Below are 16,501 nucleotides of genomic sequence, written 5' to 3'. Positions count from 1 at the left end.
CTGGGCCGCGATGTCCCCAGAGCCCGATTCGAATTTGGATTTGTTTGGCGCCGAGCCCGCGCCGGCTGCTGCTGCGCCCAGCCCGGCTGCACCGCCCGCTGACGCGCCAGACAGCGAAGCCTCCCCTCCTCCACCCGCCACGCCACCCGCTCCTGCCGCCAAAGCGCGCAGCCGTGCGCAGGCCGTAGGCGCGGCCTACCCCTTGCTGGGGGAGGACCTGGCCCCGGCCATGCCCGCGCTACTGCGCATGGGCGGCTCTTCCTGGTCCTACCCCGGCTGGCAGGGCCTAGTCTGGGACAAGGCCTACAGCGAGCGCATTCTTGCGCAGCGCGGCCTGAACGCCTATGCCGAGCACCCGTTGCTGCGCACCGTCAGCATTGACCGCAGCTTTTACCGCCCGCTGGCAGCGTCCGAGTACGCGGTCTATGCCGCCCAGGTGCCAGAAGATTTTCGCTTTGTCGTCAAGGCGCCGGCGCTCGTCTGCGATGCCCAGGTGCGCAGTGAAGAAGGCCGCGGCAAAGAGCCCAACCCGGCCTTTTTGAATGTGGAGCTGGCCCTCAGTAGCTATGTACGGCCCGCCTGCGAAGGACTGCTGGACAAGCTGGGCGTGCTGCTGTTCCAGCTCAGCCCCCTGCCGCTGGGCCGGCTGCTGAACCTGCAGCCCACCCTGGCAGCGCTTGCGCAACTGGCGCTGGCCGTGCAGACCGAGCTGGCCGGATTGCCCGCAGAGCGCCGGCCGATTGTGGCTTTTGAAGTGCGCGATGCCGATTGGCTGCGCCCCGAGATCGCACCGCAACTGGCCCAGATTCTGCGCCAGGCCGGTGCCACCTACTGCCTGGGCCTGCATGCGAAGATGCCGCGCATGCCCGAGCAACTGCCACTGCTGCGTGCCCTGTGGCCCGGCCCGCTGGTCTGCCGCTGGAATGTGAACCCCGTCTTTGGCCCCTATGGCTATGCCGATGCCGAAAAGCAATTGGCGCCGTTTGACCGCATCCAGCAGCCCGACCCCGCGACGCTGGCCCTGCTGGCCAGCACCTTGGCTGGCGTCTGCGGCAAGGGGCAGCCCGCCTATGTCACCGTCAGCAACGAGGCCGAGGGCTGCGGCCCGCTCAGCATTGTGCGGCTGGCAGAGGCGATTGCCGCACTGAAAAAATCTGAAAACCCCAGCCCGGCCTGATTGCAATCGCTTGCGATGTTTTGCGCAAATTTGCCGCTGCCGCCCCGTTATCTGCGCCGAAGCAGTCTGGTGCAGGCCTATGATGGTTGCCCTGCGGGTGCGCAGCGCAGTGCCATTCCGGGCGACCGCCGCACCCACTCCCCCATTAGCGATGGAACCCATGCGTTACCGCACTTTGTGCCAATTTGCCAGCCTGGCAGCCGTTTGTGCCGGCCTGGCCTCTTCTCTCAGCGCCCAGGCGGCGGAGACCCGTGCCAACCGTTTCACCGTGAGCGACAGCGTCACCAGCGTGCAGCTGTGTGGCAACCGCAACCAGGGCAGCAACAAGGCGGAGCAGCCCTACCGCGTGGTGCAGGGCGAGCAAAACGGCCAGGCCTATTTGTTTGTGCAGTGGATGAACCAGCCCGAAGAAACGCCCCATTGGCGCGGGGTGGCCGCCCATACCCAGGGCTTTGCCGAGATCAATGACGACAACGCCGATCTGGGCTTGCAGGAGCTGCGCTGCAAGGCCCATGGCAAAGGCATTGTGATTACGGCCCAGGTCACCGGCGGCAAGCCCGCGGCCAAGCGCCGCACCATGCAGCTCGAAGTGGGCCCGGCGCTGGAGAAATACAGCATCCGCTTCAGCCCGGCGCTCAAGTGATGCGGGCCGGGGCTTGATGCGCCCGGCCCGTTTTTGATGCCTGTCGCTGCGGCTTACTTGCCCGCAGCCGCTGTGCCCAGGGCCTTGTCGCCCTCGAGCTGCTGCGCGCGCTTGGCGTACTTGGCGGCCAACACCCCACAGACCATCAGCTGCATCTGGTGGAACAGCATCAGCGGCAGCACCATCATGCCCACCGTGCTGCTGGCAAACAGCACCTTGGCCATGGGCACGCCACTGACCAGGCTCTTCTTGCTGCCGCAGAACACGGCGGTGATTTCATCCTCCTTGCTAAAGCCCAGGCGGCGCGACAGGAACGTGGTGAGGAACAGCGCCAGTGCCAGGATGATGGCGCTGATCACCAAGAGTCCGACCAAGGTGCTGAGCGACACCTGGCGCCAGATGCCCTGCACAACGGCGGCACTGAAGGCGGTGTAGACCACCAGCAAGATAGAGCCTTGGTCCACCACCTTGGTGAGCTTGCCGTGCTTTTTGATAAACGGGCCCACCCAGCGCTGCAGCAGATGGCCGACCGCAAAGGGCAGCATCAGCTGCAGCAGGATCTTGACCACCGCATCGACAAAGGAGCCGCTGGCACCATGGGCGGTGACGAACACGCTCACCAGCAGCGGCGTGATGAACACCCCCAGCAAGGTCGAGGCCGATGCGCTGCAAATGGCCGCCGGGATATTGCCCCGCGCCATCGACACAAAGGCGATCGAGGACTGCACGGTGGACGGCAGCACGCACAGGAACATCACGCCCACATATAGCTCGGGCGAGACCAGGGGTGTGAGCAGCGGCTTGAGCGCCCAGCCCAGGAACGGAAACACGACAAAGGTGCTGCCCACGATAAAGAGGTGCAGCCGCCAGTGCATGATGCCCGCGAGAATCGCCTGGCGCGAGAGCTTGGCGCCATGCAGAAAGAACAGCAAGGCCACGGCCGCGGTCGTCAAGGTCTCAAAGGCACTCGCCACCTGGCCGGTGGCAGGTAAAAAACTGGCCAGCAGCACAGTGGCCACCAGCATCAGGGTGAAGTTGTCGGGACGGAATTTCATGAGCGCCATTGGACGCCGTTCTCTAGCGAAAGTAAAATTAATTTATAAGATTGATTAATGATTTAAAGTCATATATCTCCCAATCATCCGTCCAGCCATGCATGTCAGCCTCCGCCAGCTCCAGGTGTTCCTCTGCGTTGCCCAGTGCCGCAGCTTCAGCCAGACCGGCCAGACCCTGGGCCTGACCCAGTCGGCCGTGAGCCGCGCGATGGTCGAGCTGGAGGGCCAGCTCCATGTGCGGCTGCTGGACCGCACCACGCGCGAAGTGCTGCTGACCGATGCCGGCCAGCTGCTGGCCCAAAAAGCCGCACCCTTGCTGCAGGAGCTGGCCGATACCTTGGCCGAAGTGGCCGATGTCGGTCATGCGGCGCGCGGCCAGGTGCGCATGGCCAGCAGCCCCACCTTGTCTGCCGCGCTGATGCCCGCCTGCATTGCCGCCTGCAACCGCGAGCTGCCGCAGGTCCAGCTGCAGCTGGTGGACCGCCTGCAGCAAGAGGTGCTGGCCCAGGTGCGCAGCGGTGATGTGCATTTTGGGCTGGTCGTGGAGCCGCCCGAGCTGGGTGACCTGGACTGCATCAATCTGCAGCTGGATCCCTTTGTCGCCGTGCTGCCGCCCGGCCATGCGCTGGTGCAGCAGGCGCAGGACGCCACCAGCCTGCGCTGGGACCAGCTGCGCGGCGAAGCGCTGGTGCTGCTCGACCACGCATCGGGCAGTCGACGGTTGATGGACGCTGCGCTGCTGGCCAGCGGTTGCGGCCCCGAGCACAGCCCCGTCGTGCAAGAGGTCGGCCATGTGACCACCGCCTTTCGCATGGTCGAGGCCGGCATTGGCATCAGCATCATGCCGGGCCTGGCCATTCCGGCCCATGGCTTGAGCAGCCTGCAGGTGCGCGATCTGCGGCCCCAGGTGCAAAGGGCCATCATGCTGGTGCGCCGCCGCCAGCGCAGCCTGCCCGCTGCTGCGCAAGCGGTCTGGGATTTGGTCGCCAAGCGTCTGACCACGCTGCCCCCGCAGTAAGCATGCCGCCTCGATTGCTGGCAATCAGACTACAAAACAGGCCCCGCATGCATGCTAAAAACGGTGGCTTGTGACAACAACCCCTTATTCCAAGGCACCAGGAGAGTTCGCATGATTCAACGCATCCCATCTATCGCCAAACTCGCGGCCGCTGCTGCCGTGGCCGTCGTTTTGAGCGCCTGCGCCACCACCGACCGCGCCACCCCGATTGCCGAGGCAACCATCAACCCGACCGAAGGCAACAACATCAGCGGCTATTTCCGCGTCTACGAGGTCAACCGCGACACCGTGCGCGTGATGGCACAGGTCAAGGGCCTGGCACCGGGCAGCGAGCATGGCTTCCATGTGCATGAGAACGGCAACTGCTCCTCGCCCGATGCGATGAGCGCTGGCGGCCACTACAACCCGAACGGCCACCAGCATGGCAAGGCCGGCCCACAAGCGCATGTCGGCGATCTGCCCAGCCTGATGGCCGATGCCGCGGGCACCGCCTTCCTGGTCTGGGAGACCAAGGACCTGTCGATCGGCACCGGCAAGCCCAGCGACATCAAGGGCCGCGCCGTGGTGGTGCACAAGGACAAGGACGACTACACCACCCAACCCACCGGCAACTCCGGCGCGCGTCTGGGCTGCGGCGTGATCCAGTAAGCCCCTGCGCTCCCCCCCAGCCTGTGGCGCCCAGCGGCCCACAGGCTTTTTTGTCGCTGCAGCGCGCCAAAGCGATGCACAATCGGGCCATGAGCGAACTCTCCCACTCCATTGCCGATTTGCGCAAAAGCTATGAACGCGCCGAGCTGAACGATGCAGCCTCCTGCGCCGCACCCATTGACCAGTTCGACCGCTGGATGAACGAGGCCGTTGCCGCGCAGCTGCCCGAGCCCAATGCGATGACGGTGGCCACCGTGGGGGCCGATGCCCGGCCCAGCACCCGCATCGTGCTGATCAAGGGCTATGACGCGCGCGGCATCGTCTGGTACACCAATTACGACAGCCGCAAGGGCCGCGAGATTGCCGGCAACCCGTTTGCCGCGTTGATGTTCCACTGGGTGGAGCTCGAGCGCGTGGTGCGCATCGAGGGGCGCGTGGAGAAGGTCTCGGACGAGGAGAGCGATGCCTACTTCAACAGCCGCCCGCTCGACTCGCGCATTGGTGCCTGGGCCAGCCCGCAAAGCCAGGTGATCGACAGCCGCACCGTGCTGGTGACCAATGCCGCCAAGTATGGCGCGCAGTTCCTGCTCAAGCCCCCCCGCCCGCCGCACTGGGGTGGCTTTCGCCTGGTGCCCGATACCTGGGAGTTCTGGCAGGGCCGCAAGAGCCGGCTGCATGACCGCCTGCGCTACCGCCAGGCAGCGCCCAACAGCGCCGACTGGATCCGCGAGCGCCTGGCGCCCTGATACTGATGGCTGCCGCTGCCTATGAGATCCGTTGGCTGAACCCGTCCGATGCCCGTGCGTTCCAGACCCTGCGCCTGGCAGGCCTGCGCGCATCGCCCAGCGCCTTTGGCTCCAGCTACGAAGAAGAAAAAGACCGCGCTTTGGCTCTGATAGAGGCGCGCCTGGCGCCCAGCGCTGACCAGGGTGTGCTGGGCGCCTTTGCCGGCGGCCAGCTGGTGGGCATGCTGGGCATTCGCCGCCAAGATGGCCTCAAGACCCGGCACCGCATGGCCCTGTGGGGCGTGTATGTAGAGCCAGCCTTTCGCGGCCAGGGCATTGCGCAGGCCTTGTTGGCGCAAGCCGTTGCCTTTGCCCGCCAGGTGCCCGGTGCGGTGCAGATCCACCTGAGCGTCAACGCCGCCAATGCCAGCGCGATTCGCCTTTACGAACAAGCGGGCTTCCAAGCCTATGGCACCGAGCCCGCGGCCTTGCTGGTCGATGGCGCGCTGCACGATGAGTTGCTGATGCAGCACCGCTTGCATCCTGCCGCATGGCCTGTGGCCTAAACCGTCTGCAGCAGCTGGGCCAGTCCCAGCAAGATCAGCGGTATCGTCACCAGGGCCAGGCTGGTCGATACCGCGATGCTGGCGGTGACCTCCTCGCGCCCCACTTCATAGCGCTGGGTAAACAGAAACACATTGGCCCCCACCGGCAGCGATGCGGCCGTGGCCAGCACCACCAAGGGCAGGCCGCGCAGCCCCCACAGCCAGCCAATGGCCAGCAGCAGCACCGGGTGCAGCAGCAGTTTGACGGCTGCGATGCGGCTGGCAGGCAGCCAGTAGCGGCCCACTGCGCTGTAGAACAAGGTGATGCCCACGAGCATCAGCGCGATCGGGCCCAGCGCCTGGGCCAGCATCTGCAGCGAGGTATCGATCACCTCGGGCATCTTGAGACCCGTCTGCGCAAACAGCAGACCGCAGAGGATGGGCAAGGGAATCGGGTGGATGATGCCGTTTTTCAGCGCCCGGCCCACGGTAATGGCCATTGCGCGGTAGCTGCGCGCGCCGCCTTGCGCCGCCTGCTGCTGGTGCATGACGGCCAGCTCGAACACGATGGTGGCCGAGGTCATCAGGATCAGCGCATGGACCGAGACGATGGTGAACAAGGTCACCAGGCCTTCTTGCCCAAACACCATGCCCACCAGCGGCACGCCGATCATGATGTTGTTGCTGAAACAGTGGGCCAGCGCCCGCGCCGCGCCCAAGGTGGTGAAGCCCTGCAGCAGCAAGGTGCTGACAAACAGCAGGCCTGCGGCGCTGAAATAGACCGCAATGGTCTGCAGGTTGAGCTCTTGCACACGCACCGTGCTCATCGTACGAAACAGCAAGGCCGGCGTGAGAATCAGAAAAACGATATTGGACAGATCGCGCACCGATGCCGCCTTGACCCAGCCCATGCGCCCTGCACCATACCCCAGTGCAATGAACAGCACCACGGGAATCAAAGACACCATCACCGCCATCGCTGCATCGCCCTTTGTTGATCACACCCGGCGGCGATTATCGCCGCTGCACAGCGACTGCCTCGTCGCCCAGGAGCGCCTTGCCCAAACCGCCGCGAATCCAAAGGACGCATGCAGGGTGCCGGCAGCGCAATGCCGCGCTACAGCACACGCGCCAGAAAAGCTGTGCCCGGCACCGGGTTGGTGCTCACCGGCGGCGCATCGACAAAGCCCAGATCCCGGTACAGCGCTTGGGCCGCGACAAATTCCGGCAGCACATCGAGCGCCATGCGCTGGTAACCGGCGGCGCGGGCCTCCTGCAGCATCTGCTCGACCAGGCGCCGGCCCAGCTTGAGGCCGCGCGCCGCTGGCCGCACATAGACGCGCTTGAGCTCGCAGCATTGGCCATCGACATCGCGCAACGCCGCGCAGCCCACCACCGCATCGCCTTGCCAGGCCAGCAGCAAGCGCCCCTGGGGCGCTGCATATTTGCCGGGCAGTGCCACCAGTTCGGGCTCATAGTTCTGGAAACCCAGGTCGGCCTGGGGGCTTGCAATGTACTCGCGAAAGATGGCCAGCACCGCCTGCAGATCTTCAGGAAAACGGGCGTGGCGAATGGCTAGATCAGGCATCAGTCGGGATTGGTATCAACAAGTCAGGTCTCAGTCCGGGTGCGACACACCCAGACGTTCATGCAGGCGTTTGCTGGTGGTCGTGTACTCCAGCAGCAGTTTTTCGCCACGCAGATATTCTATGGCGGCCATCGCGGCCATCGTCGCTTCGTAAAAGCCGCTCAGAATCAGCTTGCGCTTGCCTGGGTAGCTGACGATATCCCCTGCGGCATAGATACCAACGGCGCTGGTCTGGAAGGTGTCGGTAGCCACTTGCAGCTGCTTTTTCTCCAGTGCCAGGTTCCAGTCCAGCAAGGGCCCGAGCTTGGGCGAGAGGCCTTGGAACACCCAGAGCTGGTCACAGGCCAGGCGCTGGTCGGCGCCATCGGCATCGACATAGTCGATAGCCTGCAGATGTTCCCCCGCATCGATAGCCTGGGGCATGCCAATGACGACCTCCACCCTGCCACTGGCACGCAGCTGCGCCAGGCGCTGCAGCAGCGCATCAGGGGCGTTGAACTGGTCGCGCCGGTGCATCAGCACCAGCTGCGCGGCTTGTAGCCCGGCATGGTCTGCGGCGGCCAGCACGGCCTCGACAGCCGGCTCATCGCCGCCATGGATCACAATGCGCGGCGCAGGGTGGCGCGCCAGTACCGGCTCCAGCCAGGCATCATCGAAAGCGGGATGGTAGAAGACCTGGCTGCCCAACCAGGCCTCCAGCCCGGGCAGGCGCAGCTGCTTGGGCACAAAGGCCCCCACGCCGGCAGTCACCACCACGGTACGGGCCAGCAGCCAGCGGGTCTGCAGCCCATCGATGGCCTGCAGCTGCACACGCCAACGGCCATCGCCATGGGGCAGCAGTTGCGCGACCTGGGTGTGGCCATGGAATACGGGATGGAAGGGCTGGATCTGTTGCTGCAGCTGCGCGGCCAGCTCGCGGCCGGTGCACAGCGCAATGCCGGGGATGTCGTAGATGGGCTTGTCGGCATAGAGCGCAATGCACTGCCCGCCCATCTGCGGCAGGCTGTCGCACAGCTGGGCCTGCACACCCTGCAAACCCAGCTGGAAGGCGGCAAACATGCCCACGGGCCCTGCACCCACAATCAGCGCATCCACCGCCTGCGCCTGGGATTCGTCAAACTCGGAAAAGGCAGTGCTGTCAGCAGGCGTGGGCAAGGTATCAGTCATACCGCCATGGTAGTGCAGCGCGCATTGCCCTCGCAGCATTGCGCGTTTGCATTCGCGTTTGAGCTAGCGCTTGAGTCTGCGATGGTCCCAGCGCCTGCGACCTCACTACAGCTTGTCGATACCCCCGCCCAGCGCCTTGTACAGGCTGATGCGGTTGACCTGCTCGGCCTGCATCAAGGTGATCTGGGTTTGCTGGGCCGCGTAGAGGCTGCGCTGTGCATCGAGCACGGTCAGAAAATCGTCGGCCCCGGCCTTGAAGCGCGCCTGCGACAGCTGCAGCACGCGGCTGGCCGCCTGCACCAAGGCCACTTGCGAGTTCAGGCGCCGCTGCATTGTGGCGCGGTCGGCCAGCGCATCGCTCACCTCGCGGAATGCGACCTGGATGGCCTTGTCGTACTGGGCCAGTGCCGCATCGCGGTTGGCCTGTGCGATATCGAGGTTGGCTTGGTTGCGGCCGCCGTCAAAAATCGGCAAGCGGATCTGCGGCACAAAGCTCCAGGCGCGGTTGCCGCCATCGAACAGACCCGAGAGCGCATCACTGGCAGTGCCGGCATTGGCCGTCAGGCTGATGGTGGGGAAGAAGGCCGCACGCGCCGCGCCAATGCTGGCGTACTGGGCCTGCAGGCTGTGCTCGGCAGCGGCCACATCGGGCCGGGCCAGCAGCACCTGCGATGACAGGCCAGTTGGCACCACGGTCATCGCGGTGGCGACGCCAGGCGCTTTGACCTGCGGCGTTGCGCCGTCGAGCAACTGGCCCGAGCCCGCGCTCTTGACCTCATTACTGCTGAGCGATGCGCTGGGCGCCGGCGGCAGCATATCGCCCGACACCGGCCCGCCCACCAGCAGCTGCAGCGCGTTGCGATCGCGCGCCACCTGCGACTCGTAGGCGGCGACATCGTTGCGGGCGGTCTCGACCGCCGTCTCGTTCTGGGCCAGTACCAGGCCATTGGTGGCACCCAGCTGGTGCATGCGCTGCACCAGGCCATAGCCCTGCTCGCGCGTGGCCAGCGTATCGCGCGCCAGTTGCAGGCGCTGCTGGTCGCTGGCCAGGGCCACCCAGGCATTGGCAATATCGGTGATCAGGCCCAGCTGCACACTGCGGCGGTTTTCTTCGACCAGCAGGTACTGCTGCAAGGCCGCCTCGCTCAGGTTGCGCACCCGGCCCCAAAAATCGAGCTCATAGCTGGCCAGGCCCAGCTGCACGCTGACCTGGTTGGCGACGGAGGATGGCGCCGTCGACGAGCGCAGATCATCTGCCGTGCGGGTGCGGCTGCCCTGGGCATTGGCGTTCAGGCTGGGCAGTTGGTCGGCACGCTGCACACCGTATTGCGCACGCGCCTTTTCGATATTGGCGATGGCCACGCGCAGATCGCGGTTGTTCTGCAGGCCTTGCTCGATCAACTGGCGCAGGCCTGCGCTCTCCACCCACTGCTGCCAGGGCAGCAGCTCCAGGGTGTCGGCGGCAGCGGGTTCAACGACAAAGTCGGCAGGCAAGGTCTGGGCCACGCCGTCAAGCGTGGCGGGCACTGCCGCTGGAGGGCGCTGGTATTGCGGCGCCAGGTTGCAGGCGGACAACAGGCCCGCTGCCAACAGCGACAGCGGCAAACGATAAGCACGGGTCATGGAAAAAGTATCAAAACGGCTCATGGCGCGGTCTCCTGCGCGGGGCTGGCCTGCGCGGGCGCCTCGTCATGGCGGCTGTGGGAGCGGAACCAGCTGCGGATGAGCAGGAAGAAGACCGGAACCATGAAAATGCCGAGCACGGTCGAGGCCACCATACCGCCCAGCACCGCCGTGCCGATGGCATTGCGCCCGCCCGCTCCTGCGCCGGTGCCAATGGCCAGCGGAATCACACCAAAGCCAAAGGCCAGCGAGGTCATCAGGATGGGACGCAAGCGCAGGCGCACGGCTTCGACCGTCGCGTCGAACAGCTTCTTGCCCTGCTCCTGCAATTGCACGGCAAACTCCACAATCAAGATGGCATTCTTGGCCGCCAGGCCCACCGTGGTGAGCAGGCCCACCTGGAAGTAGACGTCGTTCGTGAGGCCCCGGGTGTAGGTGGCGGCCAGCGCACCAATCACGCCCAGCGGCACGGCCAGCATCACCGACAGCGGCACGGTCCAGCTCTCATAGAGCGCGGCCAGGCACAGGAACACGAACAGGATCGAGATCGCATAGAGCATGGGCGCCTGCGCACCGGACTGGCGCTCTTGCAGCGAGGCACCGGTCCACTCATAGCCCAGGCCGGATGGCAGCTTGGCCAGGATGGCTTCGACCTCCTGCATCGCTGCACCCGAGCTGATGCCGGGTGCCGCGCGGCCTTCAAACTCATAGGCCGGGCTGCCGTTGTAGCGCAGCAGTTGGGGCGAGCCATAGGCCCAGTGGCTGTCCGAGAAGGCACCGAAGGGCACCATCTCGCCGTTCTTGTTGCGCACGGTCCATTTGGCGATGTCCTGGGGCAGCATGCGGTGCGGCGCGTCGCCCATGATGTAGACGCGCTTGACCCGGCCGTTGTTCAAGAAGTCGTTCACATAGGTGCCGCCCATCGCGCTGGACAGCACGCTGTTGATGTCGGCATAAGACAAGCCCAGCGCTGCGGCCTTGCGGTCGTCCACATCGACGCGCAGCTCGGCCGCATCGTCCAGGTTGGTGGTGCGTACCGCAGTCAGATTCGGGTTGGCACGCATCGCGGCGAGCACCTGGTTGCTGGCGGCCAGCAGGCCATCGTGGCCGATGCTGTTCATGTCCTTGACCATGAAGTTAAAGCCCGAGCTGGCACCCAGGCCGCGCACGGCCGGCGGCAGAATCACCAAGACGCGTGCATCGCGGATGCGCGACAGGTCCTTGGTGGCCTTGTTGGCGATGGCTGCCGACGACTGCGATGGAAGCTTGCGCTCATCCCAGGGCTTGAGGCGGATAAAGCCACGCGCCGAGCTTTGGTCGCCGTTGAGGCCCGAGACCTGGTTGAAGCTGATGATGTCGGGTTGCTGGAGCAGGTACTCGCGCACCTCGTCGAGCACATCCTGCAGGCGCGCATCTGCCGCGCCCGAGGGCAGGTTGACGTTCACGTACAGAAAGCCCTGGTCCTCATCGGGCAGGAAGGACGTGGGCAGCTTGTGCATCAACAGCCACACGCCCAGCAGCACCGCGATAAAGATCAGCATCATGCGCTTGGCGCGGCGCAGGCTGCGGGCGACGATGCCCTGGTAGCGGCTGGCAGTGCGGTCAAAATTGCGGTTGAACCAGCGGAAGAACCGATCGCTGATACCAAACAGGCCCTTGCGAATGGCCCGCTCATGGCCGCCGGCATGCTCGGGCGCCTTCAGGATGGTGGCGCACAGCGCGGGGGTCAAGGTCAGCGCGACAAACACCGACAGCGCCATGGCCGCGACGATGGTGATCGAGAACTGGCGGTAGATCACCCCGGTGGATCCGCCAAAAAAAGCCATGGGCACAAACACCGCCGACAAGGTCACGCCAATGCCGACCAGCGCCGGCGTGATCTCGCGCATCGAGACCTTGGTTGCCTCCTTGGCGGACATGCCTGTCTCGTGCATCACCCGCTCGACGTTTTCCACCACCACAATGGCATCGTCCACCAACAAGCCGATGGCCAGCACCATCGCAAACATCGTCAAGGTATTGATGGAGTAACCGGCAATCGACAGCACGCCAAAGGTGCCCAGCAGCACCACCGGCACGGCAATGGCCGGGATCAAGGTCGCGCGCAGGTTCTGCAGAAACACGAACATCACGATCACCACCAGCACCATGGCCTCGCCCAGCGCGGCGACCACCTCGTGGATGGAGGCGCGCACAAAGGGGGTGGAGTCCGAGCTGACGAAGTAGTCGATCTGGTTGGGGAAATACGGCTTCATCTCGGCCAGCTTGGCCGCAACGGCATCCGACACCGCCATCGCATTGGCGCCGTCGGCCAAGATGATGCCCATGCCCGCGCCGCGCATGCCATTGAGCTTGGCCTGCACGTTGAGGTTTTCCGCGCCCAGCTCTACCCGGGCGACATCCTTGATGGTGACCACCGAGCCATCGGTCGCAGCCTTGAGCACGATGTCCTCGAACTGGTCCACGGTCTTGAGCTTGGTGCGCGCGGTGATCGTGGCATTGAGCTGCTGGTTGTTCACCGCTGGCAGCGCGCCCAGTTGGCCGGCCGAGACCTGGGCGTTTTGCGCATTGAGCGCATTGGCCAGGTCCGACGGCATCAGGCCGAATTTCTCCATCTTGGCCGGGTCCATCCAAATGCGCATGGCGTAGGACGTACCAAATACATTGATGTCGCCCACGCCCTCGAGGCGCCCGATCACATCGACCAGGCTGGCATTGATGTAGTCACCAATGTCGACCTCGGTCATCGTCGGGTCTTGCGAGTAGAAGCTGTAGGTGACCAGAAAATCCTGGCCGCCCTTGTTGATGAACACGCCCCGGCTCTTGACCGATTCGGGCAGGCGGTTGAGCGCCCCCTGGATCTTGTTTTGCACCTGCACCTGGGCCACGTCCACATTGGTGCCGGGCGCAAAGGTCAAGGTGATGCGTGCCTGGCCAGAGGCATTGCTGGTCGCGCTCATGTAGAGCATGTTGTCAATGCCCTTGAGCTGCTGCTCGATGATCTGGGTGACGGAGTTCTCCACCGTCTCGGCCGATGCGCCGGTGTACTGGGTGCCGATGGTGACGCGTGGTGGCGCAATCTCGGGGTATTGCTCCAGCGGCAGCTTGGAGATGGACAGGGCCCCGCCCAGCATGATGATGATGGCGATCACCCACGCAAAAATGGGGCGCTGGATAAAAAACTGTGCCATGGATGCAGCCTCGGGTTCTGGGTGACTTACTGGGCTGCTGCCGGCGCTGCGGCCTGGCCGGGCACGCGTCCCGGGCTGCGCACACGCTCGGCCTGCGCCTTCAGGTCCACCTCGGCCACCCGCACCTTGTCACCGTCCTTCACACGCTGAAAGCCATCGACCACCACGCGCTCACCGGACTTGAGCCCACTGCCCACCAGCCACTGGCTGCCCACCGCGCGGTCAAGCTGCAAGGTGCGCTTTTGCACCTTGTCCTCGGCGGTGACCACCAAGACGGTCGGCTTGCCGGTCAAATCGCGCACCACCGATTGCTGAGGCACCAGCAACGCATCGGGCGCCACGGCCGTGGGCAGCAAGGCCTGCACATACATATTGGGCATCAGCACGCCATCGGGGTTGGGCACCTGGGCGCGCAAGGTGACCGTGCCCGTGGTGGCACTGACGATCACGCCGGAGAACTTGAGCTTGGCTTCGTGGCTGTACTCGGTGCCGTCGTCGAGGCGAATGCGCACCGGAATCTGATCGCCTTCGAGGCGTTGAAAGCGGCCCGCCTTCAGGTCGCGCTGCAGCTGCAGCATCTCGGTGCTCGATTGGGTGAAGTCCACATACATCGGATCGAGCTGCACCACGGTGGTGAGTGCCGTCGCCTGGTTGGCGGTGACCAGCGCACCGGGCGTGACGGCCGAGGTGCTGACCTTGCCACTGATGGGCGAGCTGATGCGGGTGTACTGCAGATTGATGCGCGCATTGTCCAGCGCGGCCTGGGCGACGGCCACATCGGAGGCGGTCTGTGCGACCAGCGCCTGGCTGTCATCAAACACCTGGCGGCTGATGGCATCGATCTTGACCAGCTCGCTGTTGCGCGCGGCGTTGCTGCGGGCGGTCTGCGCCGTGGCCTTGGCCTTGGCCAAAGCAGCCTCGGCACTGTTGACGGCCGCCCGCGCGGGCCGGTCGTCCAGCTGGTAGAGCGCCTGGCCGGCCTTGACCGAGGCGCCTTCGGTAAACAGGCGCTTTTCGACAATGCCGTTGGCCTGGGGGCGAATCTCGGCAATCATGAAGGCATTGGTGCGGCCCGGCAGCTCGGCAGTCAGCTGCTGCGATGCGGATTGCACGGTGATGATGCCCACCTCTGGGGCCTGTGGCGCAGCAGCCGTGGGCGCGGGTTTGTCCGAGCAGGCGGCGAGCAGCCCCAGCGCCGCGACCACCGCTCCAACCCGGGCGAGCTGGCTGAACGTACAGGGAGGGGAAAGCTTTCCGACAGTTGCCAAAGATTGAAACGTTGCCAGAGACTGGCGCGAAAAATTGGAAACATCCGGCATCATCGGTTTTGGCTTCAGGTACAGCAAACTACTATTTTTACAGCTAAATATGTAGGCAGTGTAAAGCGTTGCACAGGATGGGCTGCTTTTTCGCACCCAGGCGCGCAAGCTGTACATTTTGCTACATGCGGTATCAGCGCGGGCGCCGAATCGCGCCCATCTATGGGAAAGCGATAATGTTCAAAGGTTCCAAGCTTTACAGCCGCAAACACCTCTCCACCTTCGACCACCACCATCGCCCCATGCCATCACCCTCCTCTGACACTGGTCTCATCCTGCTGTCTCACGGCTCCAAAGACCCCGTCTGGCGCCGCAATGCCGAGCATTTGCTCGCTCAGGTACAGCATGCACGGCCTGACGCTGCCGTCGCTTGCGCCTACCTGGACTGGTGCGAGCCGCCGCTGGGCCCGGCCGTGGCCCAGCTGCTGCAGTCGCACCCGCGGCTGACCCATATCACCATCTGGCCCCTGCTCTTTGGCGTGGGCAAGCATGCCAGCGAAGACATTCCTGCGCTGGTCGAGGAACTCGCCCCGCGCTACCCCCAGGTGCAGCTGCGCATCGCCCCGGCAATGGGCGAGGATGCAAGGGTGATCCAGCTCTTGGCAGACATGGCTGGCGGCTATCTGCAAGGCAAGCTGCAGGGCTAGGGGCCCGAGTCCCATCGCCGAACTATCTGAGCCTAGACGCCGCGCCTATGGCGATGCGCGGCAAGCGCGGCGTGCCAAAATTCCGCCCCGCCGCTTGGGTTTCTGTCTAAGGGCTGCTTTTTATATTCCAATCAAGCATAATGATGTAAATTCATATTCCGCATCATTGTATGAACCTGCATCAGTTCCGCTTTGTGCAAGAGGCCGCGCGCCGCAACCTCAACCTGACCGAGGCGGCCAAGGCATTGCACACCTCGCAACCCGGCGTCTCCAAGGCCATCATCGAGCTGGAAGAAGAGCTCGGCATCGACATCTTTGCGCGCCACGGCAAGCGCCTCAAACGCATCACCGAGCCCGGCCAGCAGGTGCTGCGCAGCATCGAGATCATCATGCGCGAGGTCGGCAACCTCAAGCGCATTGGCGACCAGTACAGCGCGCAGGACAGCGGCACGCTCTCCATCGCCACCACCCACACCCAGGCGCGCTATGTGCTGCCCACCCCGGTGGCGCGGTTGCGTGAGCACTACCCCAAGGTGACGGTCAGCCTGCACCAGGCCACGCCCGCCGAAGTCGCGCGCATGGTGATCGATGAGCAGGCCGACCTGGGCATGGCCACTGAGTCGCTGGCCGACTATCCCGAGCTGGTGACCCTGCCCTGCTACGAATGGCAGCATGTGCTGGTCATGCCGCACCAGCACCCGCTGGCGCAAAAAGAACGCATCAATCTGGAGGACATCGCCGGCGAGCCCTTGATCACCTACCACCCGTCCTTCACCGGCCGGGGCAAGATCGATTCGGCGATGGCAGCCCGCCAGCTCACGCCCAAGATCGTGCTCGAAGCCATTGACTCCGACGTCATCAAGACCTATGTGCGCCTGGGCCTGGGTATTGGCATTGTGGCCGAGATGGCCATGCGCGACGACCCGATCAAGGATCTGGCCGTGCGGCCCATGGGCCATCTGTTTGGCGAGAGCGTGGCGCGCGTGGCCTTCAAGCGCGGCGCTTATATGCGCAATTTTGTCTACAAATTTGCCGAGCTGATCAGCGACCGTTTGAACCGTGATCTGATCGGCCGAGCGATGGTCGGCCATGTGGCTGACTACGAACTCTGATCCGCAACCCTTTCCACACCGCTTATTGATCGACGGATGCATA

Annotated in this window: 15 protein-coding genes; 8 read left to right on the top strand and 7 right to left on the bottom strand. The window is 64.6% G+C overall.

What is annotated here, in order from left to right; all coding sequences use genetic code 11:
* Positions 1-10: 10 nt before the first annotated feature.
* Both WH303_RS09220 and WH303_RS09215 read left to right on the top strand, forming a co-directional pair.
* A complete protein-coding gene (locus tag WH303_RS09220) occupies positions 11-1,177 on the top strand; it encodes a DUF72 domain-containing protein (RefSeq protein ID WP_339518093.1) in 1,167 nt (388 codons plus the stop codon).
* A gap of 160 nt (positions 1,178-1,337) precedes the next feature.
* The gene (locus WH303_RS09215; RefSeq protein WP_339518092.1) at positions 1,338-1,820 is read left to right on the top strand and encodes a hypothetical protein; all 483 of its coding nucleotides are present in this window, start codon (positions 1,338-1,340) and stop codon (positions 1,818-1,820) included.
* A 53-nt stretch (positions 1,821-1,873) separates the two neighbouring features.
* Here the strand turns inward: WH303_RS09215 and WH303_RS09210 are convergent, their stop codons facing one another.
* Positions 1,874-2,884: a bile acid:sodium symporter family protein gene (locus WH303_RS09210; RefSeq protein WP_021028407.1), complete on the bottom strand. Its 1,011-nt coding sequence runs from the start codon at positions 2,882-2,884 to the stop codon at positions 1,874-1,876.
* An 88-nt stretch (positions 2,885-2,972) separates the two neighbouring features.
* Here WH303_RS09210 and WH303_RS09205 point away from each other — a divergent pair, with 88 nt between their 5' ends.
* From WH303_RS09205 to WH303_RS09190, 4 genes are all read left to right on the top strand, one after another.
* Positions 2,973-3,893, top strand: a complete 921-nt coding sequence (locus tag WH303_RS09205; RefSeq protein ID WP_021028408.1) for a LysR family transcriptional regulator — start codon at positions 2,973-2,975, stop codon at positions 3,891-3,893.
* 111 nt (positions 3,894-4,004) lie between these two features.
* A complete protein-coding gene (locus WH303_RS09200) occupies positions 4,005-4,541 on the top strand; it encodes a superoxide dismutase family protein (RefSeq protein ID WP_339518090.1) in 537 nt (178 codons plus the stop codon).
* Positions 4,542-4,615: 74 nt separating this feature from the next.
* The gene (pdxH, locus tag WH303_RS09195; protein ID WP_192817000.1) at positions 4,616-5,287 is read left to right on the top strand and encodes a pyridoxamine 5'-phosphate oxidase; all 672 of its coding nucleotides are present in this window, start codon (positions 4,616-4,618) and stop codon (positions 5,285-5,287) included.
* A 5-nt stretch (positions 5,288-5,292) separates the two neighbouring features.
* Positions 5,293-5,832 (top strand): GNAT family N-acetyltransferase, encoded by a 540-nt coding sequence (locus tag WH303_RS09190; protein WP_339518088.1) that lies wholly within the window; start codon positions 5,293-5,295, stop codon positions 5,830-5,832.
* Here WH303_RS09190 and WH303_RS09185 read toward each other — a convergent pair.
* The 6 genes from WH303_RS09185 to WH303_RS09160 all read right to left on the bottom strand — a co-directional run bounded on the left by WH303_RS09185 (position 5,829) and on the right by WH303_RS09160 (position 14,648).
* Complete coding sequence (locus WH303_RS09185; RefSeq protein ID WP_373604935.1) at positions 5,829-6,779, bottom strand: AEC family transporter; 951 nt, start codon at positions 6,777-6,779, stop codon at positions 5,829-5,831. The two genes, WH303_RS09190 and WH303_RS09185, sit on opposite strands and share 4 nt — an antisense overlap.
* Before the next feature lie 149 nt (positions 6,780-6,928).
* Complete coding sequence (locus tag WH303_RS09180; protein ID WP_339518086.1) at positions 6,929-7,399, bottom strand: GNAT family N-acetyltransferase; 471 nt, start codon at positions 7,397-7,399, stop codon at positions 6,929-6,931.
* A 30-nt stretch (positions 7,400-7,429) separates the two neighbouring features.
* Positions 7,430-8,566 carry an NAD(P)/FAD-dependent oxidoreductase gene (locus WH303_RS09175; RefSeq protein ID WP_339518084.1) on the bottom strand — a complete coding sequence of 379 codons (1,137 nt, stop codon included), beginning with the start codon at positions 8,564-8,566 and terminating at the stop codon, positions 7,430-7,432.
* 105 nt (positions 8,567-8,671) lie between these two features.
* Positions 8,672-10,189, bottom strand: coding sequence for an efflux transporter outer membrane subunit (locus WH303_RS09170; RefSeq protein ID WP_339518083.1), 1,518 nt, complete (start codon positions 10,187-10,189; stop codon positions 8,672-8,674).
* Between the two features lie 20 nt (positions 10,190-10,209).
* On the bottom strand, positions 10,210-13,380 hold the full coding sequence (locus WH303_RS09165) for an efflux RND transporter permease subunit (RefSeq protein WP_339518082.1): 3,171 nt from the start codon (positions 13,378-13,380) through the stop codon (positions 10,210-10,212).
* A gap of 26 nt (positions 13,381-13,406) precedes the next feature.
* On the bottom strand, positions 13,407-14,648 hold the full coding sequence (locus WH303_RS09160) for an efflux RND transporter periplasmic adaptor subunit (RefSeq protein WP_312988606.1): 1,242 nt from the start codon (positions 14,646-14,648) through the stop codon (positions 13,407-13,409).
* Positions 14,649-14,941: 293 nt separating this feature from the next.
* Here WH303_RS09160 and WH303_RS09155 point away from each other — a divergent pair, with 293 nt between their 5' ends.
* Positions 14,942-15,346: a sirohydrochlorin chelatase gene (locus WH303_RS09155; protein ID WP_339518080.1), complete on the top strand. Its 405-nt coding sequence runs from the start codon at positions 14,942-14,944 to the stop codon at positions 15,344-15,346.
* A 170-nt stretch (positions 15,347-15,516) separates the two neighbouring features.
* Positions 15,517-16,458 carry a CysB family HTH-type transcriptional regulator gene (locus tag WH303_RS09150; protein WP_021028419.1) on the top strand — a complete coding sequence of 314 codons (942 nt, stop codon included), beginning with the start codon at positions 15,517-15,519 and terminating at the stop codon, positions 16,456-16,458.
* The last annotated feature ends 43 nt before the right edge of the window (positions 16,459-16,501 follow it).

The organism is Comamonas sp. MYb69 (genome assembly GCF_037479315.1).
Lineage (GTDB): Bacteria > Pseudomonadota > Gammaproteobacteria > Burkholderiales > Burkholderiaceae_C > Comamonas.
Note: the sequence above shows the minus strand (reverse complement) of the source record. Positions and strands in the feature narration are given on the sequence as shown.